Origin of the sequence: Marivivens marinus (assembly GCF_035969385.1) — a bacterium.
GTDB lineage: Bacteria > Pseudomonadota > Alphaproteobacteria > Rhodobacterales > Rhodobacteraceae > SELP01.
Genome location: NZ_JAYKKJ010000006.1, coordinates 78,604 through 92,506, shown reverse-complemented (window position 1 = coordinate 92,506; position 13,903 = coordinate 78,604). Strand labels below are relative to the sequence as shown.

12 protein-coding genes are annotated in these 13,903 nt (G+C 64.2%); 11 read left to right on the top strand and 1 reads right to left on the bottom strand.

The window, feature by feature from the left end; genetic code table 11:
- The first annotated feature begins 145 nt into the window (after window positions 1-145).
- The 7 genes from U3648_RS11095 to U3648_RS11065 all read left to right on the top strand — a co-directional run bounded on the left by U3648_RS11095 (window position 146) and on the right by U3648_RS11065 (window position 8,711).
- Window positions 146-2,401, top strand: a complete 2,256-nt coding sequence (locus U3648_RS11095) for a hypothetical protein (RefSeq protein WP_420859294.1) — start codon at window positions 146-148, stop codon at window positions 2,399-2,401.
- A gap of 200 nt (window positions 2,402-2,601) precedes the next feature.
- On the top strand, window positions 2,602-3,087 hold the full coding sequence (locus U3648_RS11090; RefSeq protein ID WP_420859293.1) for a formate dehydrogenase subunit gamma: 486 nt from the start codon (window positions 2,602-2,604) through the stop codon (window positions 3,085-3,087).
- A complete protein-coding gene (locus U3648_RS11085) occupies window positions 3,084-4,601 on the top strand; it encodes a formate dehydrogenase beta subunit (RefSeq protein WP_420859292.1) in 1,518 nt (505 codons plus the stop codon). The genes U3648_RS11090 and U3648_RS11085 overlap by 4 nt, the downstream gene beginning before the upstream one ends.
- Entirely contained in the window at window positions 4,598-4,807 is a 210-nt protein-coding gene (locus U3648_RS11080) for a DUF4287 domain-containing protein (protein ID WP_420859291.1), read from the top strand. The genes U3648_RS11085 and U3648_RS11080 overlap by 4 nt, the downstream gene beginning before the upstream one ends.
- A complete protein-coding gene (gene fdhF / locus U3648_RS11075) occupies window positions 4,804-7,683 on the top strand; it encodes a formate dehydrogenase subunit alpha (protein WP_420859290.1) in 2,880 nt (959 codons plus the stop codon). Before U3648_RS11080 ends, fdhF begins: the two co-directional genes overlap by 4 nt.
- A gap of 4 nt (window positions 7,684-7,687) precedes the next feature.
- Window positions 7,688-8,506 carry a formate dehydrogenase accessory sulfurtransferase FdhD gene (gene fdhD / locus U3648_RS11070; protein WP_420859289.1) on the top strand — a complete coding sequence of 273 codons (819 nt, stop codon included), beginning with the start codon at window positions 7,688-7,690 and terminating at the stop codon, window positions 8,504-8,506.
- On the top strand, window positions 8,496-8,711 hold the full coding sequence (locus U3648_RS11065; RefSeq protein ID WP_420859288.1) for a formate dehydrogenase subunit delta: 216 nt from the start codon (window positions 8,496-8,498) through the stop codon (window positions 8,709-8,711). The genes fdhD and U3648_RS11065 overlap by 11 nt, the downstream gene beginning before the upstream one ends.
- Before the next feature lie 54 nt (window positions 8,712-8,765).
- Here the strand turns inward: U3648_RS11065 and mepK are convergent, their stop codons facing one another.
- Window positions 8,766-9,332 carry a peptidoglycan L,D-endopeptidase MepK gene (gene mepK, locus U3648_RS11060; protein ID WP_420859287.1) on the bottom strand — a complete coding sequence of 189 codons (567 nt, stop codon included), beginning with the start codon at window positions 9,330-9,332 and terminating at the stop codon, window positions 8,766-8,768.
- A 319-nt stretch (window positions 9,333-9,651) separates the two neighbouring features.
- On the opposite strand from mepK, the gene U3648_RS11055 reads away from it, so the two are divergent.
- Genes U3648_RS11055 through U3648_RS11040 form a run of 4 tightly spaced genes read left to right on the top strand, consistent with a single transcriptional unit; the run spans window position 9,652 to window position 13,895 of the window.
- Window positions 9,652-11,265: a L,D-transpeptidase family protein gene (locus U3648_RS11055; RefSeq protein WP_420859286.1), complete on the top strand. Its 1,614-nt coding sequence runs from the start codon at window positions 9,652-9,654 to the stop codon at window positions 11,263-11,265.
- A gap of 30 nt (window positions 11,266-11,295) precedes the next feature.
- On the top strand, window positions 11,296-12,390 hold the full coding sequence (locus U3648_RS11050; protein WP_420859285.1) for a UDP-3-O-(3-hydroxymyristoyl)glucosamine N-acyltransferase: 1,095 nt from the start codon (window positions 11,296-11,298) through the stop codon (window positions 12,388-12,390).
- Window positions 12,391-12,429: 39 nt separating this feature from the next.
- Window positions 12,430-12,687: an acyl carrier protein gene (locus U3648_RS11045; RefSeq protein ID WP_420859284.1), complete on the top strand. Its 258-nt coding sequence runs from the start codon at window positions 12,430-12,432 to the stop codon at window positions 12,685-12,687.
- Window positions 12,684-13,895, top strand: coding sequence for a beta-ketoacyl-[acyl-carrier-protein] synthase family protein (locus U3648_RS11040; protein WP_420859283.1), 1,212 nt, complete (start codon window positions 12,684-12,686; stop codon window positions 13,893-13,895). Before U3648_RS11045 ends, U3648_RS11040 begins: the two co-directional genes overlap by 4 nt.
- The last annotated feature ends 8 nt before the right edge of the window (window positions 13,896-13,903 follow it).

Genomic DNA, 13,903 nt, shown 5'->3' with positions numbered 1-13,903 from the left:
CGCCTTTGCCCCATTGATCCCGATTTGGCGACATTCCCCAAAAGGGTCATGAAATAATACCCCCAATAACCCTATTCCGTTCCCGATTGCGAACCAATTGCTGGTAAACAAAACGTCGCTGGGCTGGGGAGAAAGCGAGCAAAACATGGTTGGATCGAATAAGATTCTTACCGTTTCCTATGGCACCTTCTCGTGCACGCTCGAGGGATTCGATGAATCCTTCGACACGATGAAGGCCATCGCGGAGTATTTCCGCGATCTGGCGGCGGATGACAGATATTTCGGGGCAGAACCCCCGACCCCCGATGCAGAGATGCTGGCGCGGATCGCCGAGAAGGAGATCGCACGCCGGGTCGAAGCGCGGATGGAATCCTCGGGCCTTGTCCTGCGGGCAACCGGCGCACTGGAGGCCGCACCGCAACCCGTGGCCGAGCCTGTCCGGGCGGAGGCCCCGGCGATGCCGCCCGCGCCCTCGGTTCCCGCAACCCAGACACCGAATACCGGAGACGAGGCGACGGCCTTTGATACCGGGACCATTGCCGGGCCGGGGGCCGGGGCCGATGAGGCCCCACCGCTCGCGGCCGCCGGTCCGGTAGTGGAAGAACACGTCGACCCCGAGGTCGCGCCGGAGCCGGAAATGGCCCAGGTGGCGCCGGAGGCAGAGATCGCCGAAGCGGAAGCACCGGCCGAGATCTGGGAAGATATCGACACGACCATTGCCGAGGCACCCGCCCACCCCGACAGCGAAAGCGTCGCCGCCAAGTTGCAGCGTATCCGCGCGGTCGTCGGTCGGTCCACGGCCCCGGTGACGGAAACCGAGGACTTTGCCGAAGATCTGTCGTCGGGCGTGATCGATAGCTTTGACGACGAAGACGGCGACGATTTCAGCGACGCCTTCGAAGAGGCGCTGCTGCGTCAGGAAGAGGCCGCGGTCGAACCGATGGTCGAGCCTGAGGCCGAGGTTGAGGACGACGAGGCAGAGCGCCTTGCCGCCGTCATGGCCGCGACCAGCGCAGAGGACACCGCGGAGGAAAAACCGGTGGCCGACGTCGAGGCGGAGGATAGCGATGATATCGACGCCTTCAGCCTTGCCGACTTCGACGCGGAAGACAGTGTTGACGAGGCGGAACCCCTTGTTCTGGAAACCCTGACAGAAGAGAGCGCCGAAGCCGAGGCCGAAGACGACAGTGACGTCTATGCCGAGGACTCGGATCTGGACGAAACGCCCGCTCCGCAGCCCGCAATCGCGGCCCGCGTTCTGCGCATGTCGCGCCGCGACTATGACGCCGCCGTGGCCGAGGGCCGCCTTGACGACGTTATCGCCGCCGCCTCTGCACCGGACGCGCCCGAGGACGATGTCGAGGATCAGGCCGAGGAGTCGGGGATCGACTTTGCCGCGCTTGACGGGATCGACGAGTTTTCCAGCTATGACAGCATCGCACACGGCGTCCTGTCGGACGAGGATGAAGCCGAACTGCTGGCCGATCTTGCCGAGGCCGAACAGGATGAAGATGAGGACGCCGAGGACGAAGATCTGTCCCTGTCCGATGACTATGAGGACGAGGATGATCTTGACGACGAGATGACCAACGCCTTCGTAGACAACGACCTTGTCGATGACGACGAGGACGAAGACGAGGTTGCCCCCGTGGCCGCCAAGGAACGTCCGGGCCGGGCCCTGCTGGGGCGCGAGCCGGAGGCGGATGACGACGCCCTGTCGCGTCTGATGTCCCGGGCCGATGCCCAGATGTCCGAACCCGACGGCAGCCGTCGCCGCGAAGCGATTTCGCACCTCAAGGCCGCCGTCGCCGCAACCGAGGCTGCCCGTCAGCTGGGCGACGAAGACGATCAGGACGAAAAGGCCGCGCGCAATTTCCGCGAGGACCTGAGCCGCGTTGTCCGTCCGGCCCGCCCTGCCGCCCCGGTCAAGCCGGAGCGTCCGGTCGAGCGCCGCACGGAACGTCCGCGTCCGGCCCCGCTTAAGCTGGTTGCGTCGCAGCGTGTTGACGCGCCCGAACAGGCAGCCCCCGCCGCTGCGGTCGCGCCGGTGACCCCGGTTCGCCCGCGTCGCCCGGTGGCCGAACCCGCCGTGCGTGAAACGGCAGGGGCGGACAACTTTGCCGAATTCGCGGAAAGCGTTGGTGCAAACGGGCTGGCTGAACTGCTCGAAGCCGCTGCTGCCTATACCTCTTTCGTGGAGGGCATGGACGACTTCTCGCGCCCGCAGATCATGAACAAGGTCCGCGAAATCGTGCCCGAGGAATTCAGCCGCGAAGACGGGCTGCGGTCCTTCGGCACGCTGCTGCGCGAGGGCCGGATCAGCAAGGTGCGCAACGGCCGATTCCAGATCGCCGACGATACCCGTTATCGCCCGGATCAGCGGATGGCAGCCGGACGGTAAGTCGAAGTTCGTTCGAGTAACAGGGGCGGAGCGAAAGCTTCGCCCCTTTTTGCTGTTGGAATGGTCGGTTCTGGTGGCTGGTCGGTCGGCTTTGATCTGCGGATTTGTGATAGATAATATCTATTAAAGAACGATAATTCGACATTGAAGTATCAATCGCCGAAGGGGATAAGGCGCACATTCGCGAAGGAAGGATACCCATGCCCGCCCAATCCACATCCGCGCCCCAGGTGCCGGTCGAGGACCTTAAGGCCCTGATCGACAGCCAGATGCACCTTGAAGGGCCGCTTTTGCCCATTCTGCACGCCATCCAGCACGCCCACGGCCATGTGCCACAGGCCGCCGTGCCGCTGATTGCCGATGCGCTGAATATCTCGAAGGCGGAAGTGCACGGGGTCATGTCCTTCTACCACGACTTCCGCGAGGTTCCGGCGGGCCGCCACGTGGTCAAAATCTGCCGGGCCGAGGCCTGTCAGGCCGTTGGGGCCAAGGCGCTTGCCGATGCGGCGCTGGCCAAGCTGGGCCTTGAATGGCACGGCACGACGGCCAATGGCAATGTGACGATCGAACCGGTCTATTGCCTTGGCCTCTGTGCCAGCGGCCCGGCGGCGATGGTCGACAATCGCGTTGTGGGCCGTCTGGACGAAGCGAAACTTGAAACCCTTTTGGCGGAGGCAGGCGCATGAAAATCTACGTCCCCCGTGACAGCGCCGCCAAGGCAGTTGGCGCCGATGATGTCGCCGCCGCAATCCGGGCAGAGGCGGACAAGCGCGGCGCCGATGTGACCGTGATCCGCAACGGGTCGCGCGGCATGCTGTGGCTGGAACCGCTGGTCGAGATCGAAGACGACGCGGGCCGCCGCGCCTATGGTCCGGTCTCTGTCGCGGACGTTCCCGCGCTGCTGGATGGCAAGCTGGAAGGGCTGGGCGCGGTCGAGGACATGCCGTTCTTTGCCCGCCAGACCCGCCTGACCTTTGCCCGCTGCGGGCTGATCGACCCGCTGGATCTGGACGCCTACGAAGCGCACGGCGGCCTGTCCGGCCTGCGCCGTGCCATCGCCATGACCGGGGCCGAGATCGTCGAGGAAGTCACCAAGTCCGGTCTGCGCGGCCGTGGCGGGGCCGGGTTCCCGACGGGCATCAAGTGGAACACCGTTCTGGGGGCCAAGGCCGATCAGAAATACATCGTGTGCAACGCCGACGAGGGCGACAGCGGCACCTTCGCCGACCGGATGATCATGGAAGGCGACCCCTTCACCCTGATCGAGGGCATGGCGATTGCGGGCCTCGGCGTGGGCGCGACGAAGGGCTATGTCTACCTGCGGTCCGAATACCCCGACGCGATCGAGGTGATGAACGAAGCCGTCCGCATCGGCCGGGCGCGGGGCCTTCTTGGCGCCGACGTGCTGGGATCGGGCCGGGCCTTCGACATGGAAATCCGGGTCGGCGCGGGCGCCTACGTCTGCGGCGAGGAAACCTCGCTCCTGAACTCGCTCGAAGGCAAGCGCGGCATCGTCCGGGCCAAGCCGCCGCTTCCGGCGCTCGAAGGGTTCCTGGGCAAGCCGACGGTGGTGAACAACGTCATCTCCCTGGCCACGGTTCCGGTGATCTTTGAAAAGGGCGCCGAGCACTACGCCAACTTCGGCCTTGGCCGGTCCAAGGGCACGATGCCGATCCAGATCGCGGGCAACGTGAAATTCGGCGGGCTGTTCGAAACCGCCTTTGGGATGCCACTGGGCGAGCTGGTCAACGACATTGCTGGCGGCACCGCGACGGGCCGCCCGGTCAAGGCGGTTCAGGTCGGCGGCCCCCTGGGCGCCTATATGCCCCTGTCGAAATTCGACACGCCCTTCGCCTACGAGGAATTCGACGGGCAGGGCGGTCTGATCGGCCATGCCGGGGTCGTGATTTTCGACGACTCGGCGGATATGCTACAAATGGCGCGCTTCGCGATGGAATTCTGCGCCGTGGAAAGCTGTGGCAAATGCACGCCCTGCCGGATCGGCGCAGTGCGTGGCGTTGAAACCATCGACCGGATCGGTCGGGGCGACGCAGGCGCGGTCGAGATCCTGACCGACCTGTGCGAGACGATGAAAGACGGGTCGCTGTGCGCGCTTGGCGGGTTCACCCCCTTCCCGGTGATGTCGGCGCTGACCCATTTCCCCGATGACTTCGCGACCACGAAGGAGGCGGCGGAATGACCGAGAAGGTGAAGGGCCCCGCGTCCTACTTCCCGTCGATCGAAAAGAAATATGGCCAGCCGATGACCCATTGGTTTGACCTTGTGAAATCCCGGTCTGGGGACAAGCACATGGAAATTGTAAGCTTTCTGAAGACCGAACACGCATTGGGCCACGGACACGCGAACGCGATTGTGGCGCATGTCCTGAACGGAGGCGCGAAATGAAAGACTTCATTATCCCTTGGGACGACAAGGATATGGGCACCCCCGCCAAGGAAGGTGCGCCCGTCACCCTGACCATCGACGGCTTCGATGTGACCGTGCCCGAAGGCACATCGGTCATGCGGGCCGCGGCCGAGGCCGGGCTGTCCATCCCGAAGCTTTGCGCCACCGACAGTCTAGAGGCCTTCGGGTCCTGCCGTCTGTGCGTCGTGGAAATCGAAGGTCGCCGCGGCACGCCCGCGTCCTGCACCACGCCGGTTGCGCCGGGCATGGTCGTTCACACCCAGTCGTCGAAGGTCAAGAAGATCCGTAAGGGCGTGATGGAGCTTTATATCTCCGACCACCCGCTGGATTGCCTGACCTGTGCGGCCAACGGCGATTGCGAATTGCAGGACATGGCCGGGGCCGTGGGTCTGCGCGATGTGCGCTATGAACCGGGCCGCAACCATTTCGAAGTGCGCGGCGCGACCGGGGCGAACCCGGAATACATTCCCGCCGACACCTCGAACCCCTATTTCACCTATGACCCGCAGAAATGCATCGTCTGCTCGCGCTGCGTTCGCGCCTGTGAAGAGGTACAGGGCACCTTCGCCCTGACCATCGAAGGCCGCGGGTTTGAAAGCCGCGTGTCTGCGGGCGCGATGGGCGACGATTTCCTGTCGTCCGACTGCGTGTCCTGCGGTGCCTGCGTGCAGGCCTGCCCGACCGCGACGCTGCAGGAAAAATCGGTGATCGAACTTGGTACACCGGAGCGCTCTGTCGTGACCACCTGCGCCTATTGCGGCGTCGGCTGTTCCTTCAAGGCCGAGCTGAACGGCGACGAACTGGTCCGCATGGTCCCCTACAAGCACGGCAAGGCCAACCGGGGTCATTCCTGCGTCAAGGGTCGCTTTGCCTATGGCTATGCCACCCATCAGGACCGCATCCTGAACCCGATGATCCGCGACAGTATCGACCAGCCGTGGAAAGAGGTGTCCTGGGACGAAGCGCTGAGCTTTGCCGCTGACCGCATGCGCGGCCTGCAGGAAAAATACGGCCGCCGGTCGATCGGTGTGATCACCTCCAGCCGCTGCACGAACGAGGAAACCTACCTCGTGCAGAAACTGGCGCGTGGTGTGTTCATGAACAACAACACCGACACCTGCGCCCGCGTCTGCCATTCGCCCACCGGCTATGGCCTTGGCCAGACCTTCGGCACCTCGGCGGGGACACAGGATTTCGACAGTGTCGAACATACCGACGTGGTGATCGTCATCGGGGCCAACCCGACCGACGGCCACCCGGTGTTCGCCAGCCGGCTGAAAAAGCGCCTGCGCGCCGGGGCCAAGCTGATCGTGATCGACCCGCGCCGCACGGACCTTGTGAAATCGGCCCATATCAAGGCGTCGCACCACCTTGCGCTGCGCCCCGGCACCAACGTCGCCGTGGTCACCGCCCTGGCCCATACCATCGTGACCGAGGGTCTGATGGACGAGGCCTATATCCGTGACCGCTGCGATTGGGACGAATTCCAGGAATACGCTGAATTCGTGTCCGACCCGCGCCACAGCCCGGAAGCGACCGAACTGCTGACCGGTGTTCCGGCCGATGAACTGCGGGCCGCCGCGCGGCTGTTCGCCAAGGGCGGCAACGGGGCCATCTACTATGGCCTCGGCGTCACCGAACATAGCCAAGGGTCGACCACCGTTATCGGTATCGCCAACCTTGCCATGCTGACCGGCAACGTCGGCCGAAAGGGCGTGGGCGTGAACCCGCTGCGGGGGCAGAACAACGTGCAAGGGTCCTGCGACATGGGGTCGTTCCCGCACGAACTGCCCGGCTATCGCCACGTCAAGGGCGACGAAGTGCGTAACATCTTTGAAACCGCATGGGGTGTGACCATCGACCCGGAACCGGGCCTGCGCATTCCCAACATGCTGGATGCCGCTGTCGAAGGCACCTTCAAGGGCCTCTACTGTCAGGGTGAGGACATCCTGCAGTCGGACCCGGATACCAAGCACGTCGCTGCCGGTCTGGCCGCGATGGAATGCGTGATCGTCCACGACCTGTTCCTGAACGAAACCGCCAACTACGCCCACGTGTTCCTGCCCGGCTCGACCTTCCTTGAAAAGGACGGGACCTTTACCAACGCCGAGCGCCGGATCAACCGGGTCCGCAAGGTGATGGCGCCCAAGAACGGCTATGCCGACTGGGAAGTGACGATGATGCTGGCCAACGCAATGGGCGCGGGCTGGACCTATACCCATCCCAGCCAGATCATGGCGGAAATCGCCGCGACGACGCCGTCCTTCGCCAATGTGACCTACGAGATGCTGGAAGAGCGCGGATCGGTGCAGTGGCCTTGCAACGACGCCAACCCGGACGGCACGCCGCTGATGCACGTGGATGGGTTTGTCCGGGGCAAGGGCCGGTTCATCGTTACCGAATATGTGGCGACCGATGAAAAGACCGGACCGCGCTTCCCGCTTCTGCTGACAACGGGCCGGATCCTGTCGCAGTACAACGTGGGCGCCCAGACCCGCCGCACGGCGAACGTGGTCTGGCACGATCAGGACGTGCTGGAAATTCACCCGCATGACGCCGAGGTGCGCGGGGTGAAGGACGGCGACTATGTCAAGCTGGCGTCGCGGTCGGGGGAAACCACCCTGCGGGCGACGATCACCGACCGGGTCAGCCCCGGCGTGGTCTATACCACCTTCCACCACCCGGACACGCAGGCCAACGTGATCACCACCGACTTCAGCGACTGGGCGACCAACTGTCCTGAATACAAGGTGACCGCGGTTCAGGTCAGCCCGTCGAACGGGCCCACCGAATGGCAGGAAGACTATGCCGCGCAGGCCGAACGGTCGCGCCGTATCCTGCCGGCGGCGGAGTAAGACAATGACCGGGCCGGTCACACACTGGCCCGGGCTGTCCGTCCAGCGGGACGGGCAGCGCAGGGTGCTGCGCAGCCTGCCGGAGGAAACGCCCGTGGCGATGGTCTTTGACGGGACCACGCAGGCGGTGATGATGGCCAGCCCGCAGGATCTGACGGATTTCGCGCATGGCTTTGCCGTGACCGAGGGGTTCATCGAAACCCTCGATCAGATCGAAGAGTTCGAGATCGCTGAGCATGAGACCGGTATCGAGGCGCGGTTCTGGCTGTCCGCCGACCGGGCCGAGGCGCTGGCCAAGCGCCGCCGCCGCATGGCGGGGCCGGTCGGCTGTGGCCTTTGCGGGATCGACAGCCTTGAGGAAGCCGCCCGCGCGCTGCCGGTTCTGCCCGAAACCGGGCCGCTTCTGACCTCGGCGGATGTGGCGGGGGCCACGGATGCCCTTCGCGCCTTCCAACCGCTGCACGACCAGACCCATGCCGTCCATGCGGCTGGTTTCCTGATGCCCGGACAGGGGATCGTTCTGGCCCGCGAAGATGTGGGCCGCCACAATGCGCTGGACAAGCTGATCGGCGCACTGGCCCTTGCCGGGATCGACGCCGGGCAGGGGGCCTTTGTCCTGACCTCGCGCGTGTCGCTTGAGATGGTGCAGAAGACGGTGATCGCCGGATGCCCGGTTCTGATCGCTGTCTCGGCCCCCACGGCCCATGCCCTGCGGCAGGCCGATGCTGCCAACCTCACCGTCGCCGCCTTTGCCCGTGGCGGCGGATTTGACCTATATTCCCACCCCGACCGTATCCAGACCGGAGCCTTTGATGTCGCCTGAAAAAATGGTCATGATGGCCAACCAGATCGCCAAGTTCTTTTCCTCGCAGCCCGGTGAAGACCAGGCCGAAAAGGTGGCCGCCCATATCAACGATTTCTGGGAACCCCGGATGCGCGCCCAGCTTTTGGATCATGCAAAGGCCGGGGGAGAAGGGCTTGATCCGCTGGTGGTGTCCGCAATCGGCCATGTCCGCGAACCTGCCTGACCAGACCTGAACCCTGACAGAAAAAGAAAGCCCCGGGAAACCGGGGCTTTGTCGTTATCCGTTCCAGGTGCGGATCGGTCCGCAGTCCATATGGACGAAATTCGATCCGGCGTAGCGCCCGACCCCGCCCGCGTTACAGGATTGGGCGGCGCGGGCCATCTGGCTGGTTGACCGGCTGGCAAGCCGTAGGTCGGCGGCCTGTCCGCGCATGTGCAGGGAATTGCGGGCCACGCCCGACGACCGGCTGCGCAGCATCGCGTTGGTCTGGGGCGACCGATAGCCCGACAGCAGGGTGTAGGGTTCGCTGACATCCAGAAGATTGTGTGCGGCAGCCATGATATCGACCGTGCGGCTGTCGATCTGGATCGTCGTCCCGGTCCGCCAGTCCCGCATAAAATGGGTGATTTGGTTCATCGCTTCGGGGATATATTCGCCTTCGATCCAGTAGATCATGTCGATCTTTTCGCCGGTCCGGCCCGAATACATCCGCAGTCTGCGAATATCGCCTGCCCCCCGAAGGAAGCTTGCTGCGTTGGAGAATGTGGGGGCCGCAGAAATCGCGGTCGCGGCAAAAGCGGTCAATAGCCCGCGTCGCGAAATGCCCGAAGAGCTGTTCGTCATAATCAGCGCTGTCCCGTCGCTTACCTGTTCACGCGCCTTTTCGGCCCGCTACCTGCCATCTCATCCCCAGATGTATGGGCGTTATGGCATAAGATGATTCGTGGGCCAACCCATGTTTACCAAGACCATGGTGAACAAAGGGGAAATCGGCGGGATTTTGCGCAAATTTGCACCCGCGTCTTTTGCGCAACGGGGGGGTGGTGCGGGTGATGCTGCAACAGTCAATCGCCAAGGCTGCTGCTGAGGCAATTGTGAATGGACCTTCGCGGGTAGTCGGGGATAGTTGGGAAAACCTGTTTTCATGTTCCTTGGGGGAGCCATGCTGTCCACCGCCGGCCTGCGGCCAATTTCGTTTCTCTGCGCCGTGTTCGCGCTTTTCCTGTCCTTCGTGTCTCTGTCCAGCCCGGTCGAGGCACAGGTCACTGCGTTCCGCCAGGCCGTGGCCGAAGCCGCGGCGCGGGATGACGACCTTGCCACTTTCTACCGTGGGCGAGAGTTCGAGGGGATCTGGACCGGATCGACCGCAGCCGACCGGAACCGCCGCAACGCGCTGATGCGGGCCTTTGCGGGCGCGGGCGATCATGGCCTGCCGATGGGCCGCTATGACGCCGACGCGATCATGGCCCGTCTGGAAGCAGCGCAAACCCCGGCCGAAAAGGGCGCGATGGAGGTGGAACTGTCCCGCCTGTTCCTGCAATACGCCCGTGACATCCAGACCGGCATGTTGACCCCGCGTAGCATCGACAGCGGACTTGTGCGTGAGGTGCCGCTGCGCCCCCGTCTGGGCACGATTCAAGCCTTTGCCCAGTCCAATCCGCAGGCATTCCTGCGATCCTTGCCCCCGTCTTCGCCCGAATACGCCCGTCTTCTGCGCGAGAAGATCCGCTTGGAACGACTGTTGGCAAATGGCGGCTGGGGCCCGGCGGTTCCGGCCCGCTCGCTGGAACCCGGTGATAGTGGAAATGCCGTGGTCGCGCTGCGCAACCGGTTGATTCTCATGGGGTTCATGGACCGGTCCGCCACGCAGACCTATGATGCCTCGGTGCAGTCCGCGGTCCAGCGGTTCCAGCAATCGCACGGGCTGAACGCCGATGGTGTGGCCGGTCAGTCCACCATGGTTGAAATTAACGTCCAGCTTGAACAGCGGCTGCAATCCGTGATCGTCGCGATGGAGCGGGAACGCTGGCTGAACCGGCCGCGCGGCGCCCGCCACATCTGGGTCAACCTGACCGATTTCACCGCCGCCATCGTTGACAACGACCGGGTCAGCTTTGTCACCCGTTCGGTCGTCGGTGCAAACAGTTCCGACCGGCGCAGCCCGGAGTTCTCCGACGTGATGGAATTCATGGTGGTCAACCCCAGCTGGTATGTCCCCCGCTCGATCATCGTGAACGAATACCTGCCGCAGCTGCAGCGGAACCCGAATGCCGCCGGGCAGCTTCTGATCACCGACAGCCGGGGCCGCGCCGTAAACCGCGGGTCTGTGGATTTCACGCAGTATAACGCCCGGACCTTCCCCTTCTCCATGCGCCAGCCGCCGTCGAACGGCAACGCACTGGGTCTGGTGAAGTTCATGTTCCCCAACCCCTATAACATCTACCTGCACGACACCCCGGCCAAGAGCCTGTTTTCGCGCGAGGTTCGGGCCTATAGCCACGGCTGCATCCGCCTGAACGACCCGTTCGATTTCGCCTATGCGCTGCTGGCCCGTCAGACCAACAATCCCGAGGAATATTTCCAGTCGATCCTGCGGACCGGGAATGAAACCCGCGTGGATCTGGCCGATCCGGTGCCCGTGCATATCGTCTATCGGACGGCCTTCACCAATGTGACGGGCAGCCTGCAGTTCCGCCGCGATGTCTATGGTCGCGATGGGCGCATCTGGAATGCGCTGGCGCGTGAAGGGGTGGCGGTGCGGGCCGTTCAGGGCTAATTCTTCCTCGATTAGGGGAAGGACCGCCAGATGGCACACACAATCAAGGAGATTGCCGCCGCATTGGGGGCCGAGGCCGTGGGCGATGTGTCTCTGACCGTCACCGGCGCGTCAGAGCCGGCCACAGCTACCGCTGACCAATTGGCGCTGGCCTTGTCGCCCGCCTATGCGGACCGACTGCCGGAGGGCGCAGCGCGTGCGGCGGTCCTTTGGCCTGGCGCGGATTGGCAGGCATTGGGGGTGAAGGCGGCGATCTTTGCCCCGCGCGGGCGACTGGCCATGGCCCGGCTGACGCAGATGCTGGACGATGACCCGGCAGAGGCGGGCATCCACCCCACGGCGCTCATTTCGGAGGGCGCGACGCTCGGGCCGGGGGTCAGTGTCGGCCCGTTCAGCATTGTCGGCGCGGGGGCACAGATCGGCGCGGGCAGCCGGATCGGCGCCCATGTCACCATTGCCGGTGGCGCAGCACTTGGGGCCAATGCGCGGCTGCATGACGGGGTGCGCCTATGCCGCAACGTGACCATCGGGGCCAATGTCATCCTGCATCCGAACGTGGTGATCGGCGCCGACGGGTTTTCCTTTGTCACGGCAGAGCCTTCGAATGTGGAGCGGGTCAAGGAAACCCTCGGCGCCGCCCCCCTGACCGCGCCCGACGATCCGACCCACCACCGCATTCACAGCCTTGGCGGGGTGGTGATCGGGGATGATGTTGAGATCGGGGCGAATTCGACCGTGGACGCGGGCACGATCCGGCCCACCCGCGTGGGCCATGGCACCAAGATCGACAACCTTGTGCAGGTCGGCCATAACGTGGTGCTGGGCGATTATTGCCTGCTGGCCGCGCAATCGGCCGTGGCCGGGTCATCGGTGATTGGCGACCGAACGGTTCTGGGCGGCAAATCCGGGGTGGCGGACAATGTGACCGTCGGCACGGATTGCGTGATCACCGGGGCCAGCATCGTGCTGTCCAATGTGCCCGATGGGCGGGTGATGATGGGCTTTCCGGCGGTGAAGATGCAAAGCCACCTCGACAGCTACAAGGCGCTGCGCCGCCTGCCGCGCATCCTGCGCGATCTGGCAAAGCGTCAGAATTCGGTTTCAAATCCGGGGCAGAGTGACTAAATCACGCCCAAGCGGGTTGGCCACAGGATGGTGTTCCAGATGAACGTGCGCGAAAAAGTCATTGAAATCATTGCCGAACAGGCGGTTCTTGAACCGTCCGATGTCAAGCCGGAACATACGCTGGAAGACCTCGGGATCGACAGCCTTGGCCTTGTCGAAAGCATTTTCGCCATTGAAGAGGCCTTTGACATCTCCGTGCCCTTCAATGCCAACGCCCCCGAGGAGAGCGAGTTTGACATTTCTTCGGTCGAGGCGATCATCGACGCCGTCACCGGGCTGGTTTCGCAGCAGGCATGAGACGGGTCGTCATCACCGGCGCAGGCACGATTAACGCCCTTGGGCATGATGTGCCGACCACGCTCGAGGCAATGCGCGAAGGGCGCTGCGGGATCGGTCCGCTGGAGATCCGCGATGTGGACCGGCTGGCCGTAAAGATCGGTGGGCAGGTCAAGGGATTTGACGAGACCGAGCATTTCAACCGTCAGCAGATCGCGCTTTATGATCGGTTCACCCAGTTCACCATCCTTGCCGCCCGCCAGGCGATGGCCCAGTCGGGGCTGGAATTTCGCGGTGCGCTGGCCGACCGGTCGGGGGTGGTTCTGGGCACCTCGGGCGGCGGGCTGACCACGCAGGACGAGAATTACCGGGTCGTTTATGAAGAGGGGAAGAACCGCGTTCACCCCTTCATCGTGCCCAAGCTGATGAACAACGCCGCGGCAAGCCACGTCAGCATGGAATGGAACCTGCGCGGCCCGTCCTTCACCGTGGCGACGGCCTGCGCCTCGTCCAACCACGCGATGGGGCTGGCGTTCCAGATGATCCGGTCGGGCATGGCAGATGCGATGATCACCGGCGGGTCGGAATCGATGCTGGTCTTTGGCGGGGTCAAGGCCTGGGAAGGGCTGCGGGTCATGTCCAAGGACGCCTGCCGCCCGTTCTGCGCCACCCGCAACGGCATGGTGCAGGGCGAAGGGGCCGGGGTTTTCATCTTCGAGGAATACGAGGCCGCCCGCGCCCGCGGGGCCGAAATTCTGGCCGAGGTGGTGGGATTTGCCATGTCCTCGGACGCGTCGGACATCGTGATGCCGTCGAAACAGGGGGCGGCGCGGGCGATTGCCGGGGCGCTGGCTGATGCGGGTCTGGACCGGGGGCAGGTGGGATATATCAACGCCCATGGCACCGGCACCGCCGCGAATGACAAGACCGAATGCGCCGCCGTGGCCGATGTGTTCGGCACCCATGCGGACCGGCTGATGATCTCGTCGACAAAGTCGATGCACGGCCATCTGATCGGCGGAACCGGAGCGGTGGAACTGCTGGCCTGCATCATGGCCCTGCGCGACGGGGTGATCGCGCCGACGATCAATTATGAAGAACCCGATCCGGAATGCGCGCTGGACGTGGTGCCAAACGAGGCGCGCGAGGCGAATGTGGACGTGGTTCTGTCCAATGCCTTTGCCTTTGGCGGGCTGAACGCGGTTCTGGCCCTGCGCAAGGCGGGATAAGCGGCCCG

Coding starts and splice junctions, on each gene's coding strand:
- fdhF (WP_420859290.1), top strand. CDS start 4,804: ATGAAAGACTTCATTATCCCTTGGGACGACAAGGATATGGGCACCCCC.
- U3648_RS11080 (WP_420859291.1), top strand. CDS start 4,598: ATGACCGAGAAGGTGAAGGGCCCCGCGTCCTACTTCCCGTCGATCGAA.
- U3648_RS11045 (WP_420859284.1), top strand. CDS start 12,430: ATGAACGTGCGCGAAAAAGTCATTGAAATCATTGCCGAACAGGCGGTT.
- fdhD (WP_420859289.1), top strand. CDS start 7,688: ATGACCGGGCCGGTCACACACTGGCCCGGGCTGTCCGTCCAGCGGGAC.
- U3648_RS11095 (WP_420859294.1), top strand. CDS start 146: ATGGTTGGATCGAATAAGATTCTTACCGTTTCCTATGGCACCTTCTCG.
- U3648_RS11055 (WP_420859286.1), top strand. CDS start 9,652: ATGCTGTCCACCGCCGGCCTGCGGCCAATTTCGTTTCTCTGCGCCGTG.
- U3648_RS11050 (WP_420859285.1), top strand. CDS start 11,296: ATGGCACACACAATCAAGGAGATTGCCGCCGCATTGGGGGCCGAGGCC.
- U3648_RS11090 (WP_420859293.1), top strand. CDS start 2,602: ATGCCCGCCCAATCCACATCCGCGCCCCAGGTGCCGGTCGAGGACCTT.
- U3648_RS11040 (WP_420859283.1), top strand. CDS start 12,684: ATGAGACGGGTCGTCATCACCGGCGCAGGCACGATTAACGCCCTTGGG.
- U3648_RS11085 (WP_420859292.1), top strand. CDS start 3,084: ATGAAAATCTACGTCCCCCGTGACAGCGCCGCCAAGGCAGTTGGCGCC.
- mepK (WP_420859287.1), bottom strand. CDS start 9,332: ATGACGAACAGCTCTTCGGGCATTTCGCGACGCGGGCTATTGACCGCT.
- U3648_RS11065 (WP_420859288.1), top strand. CDS start 8,496: ATGTCGCCTGAAAAAATGGTCATGATGGCCAACCAGATCGCCAAGTTC.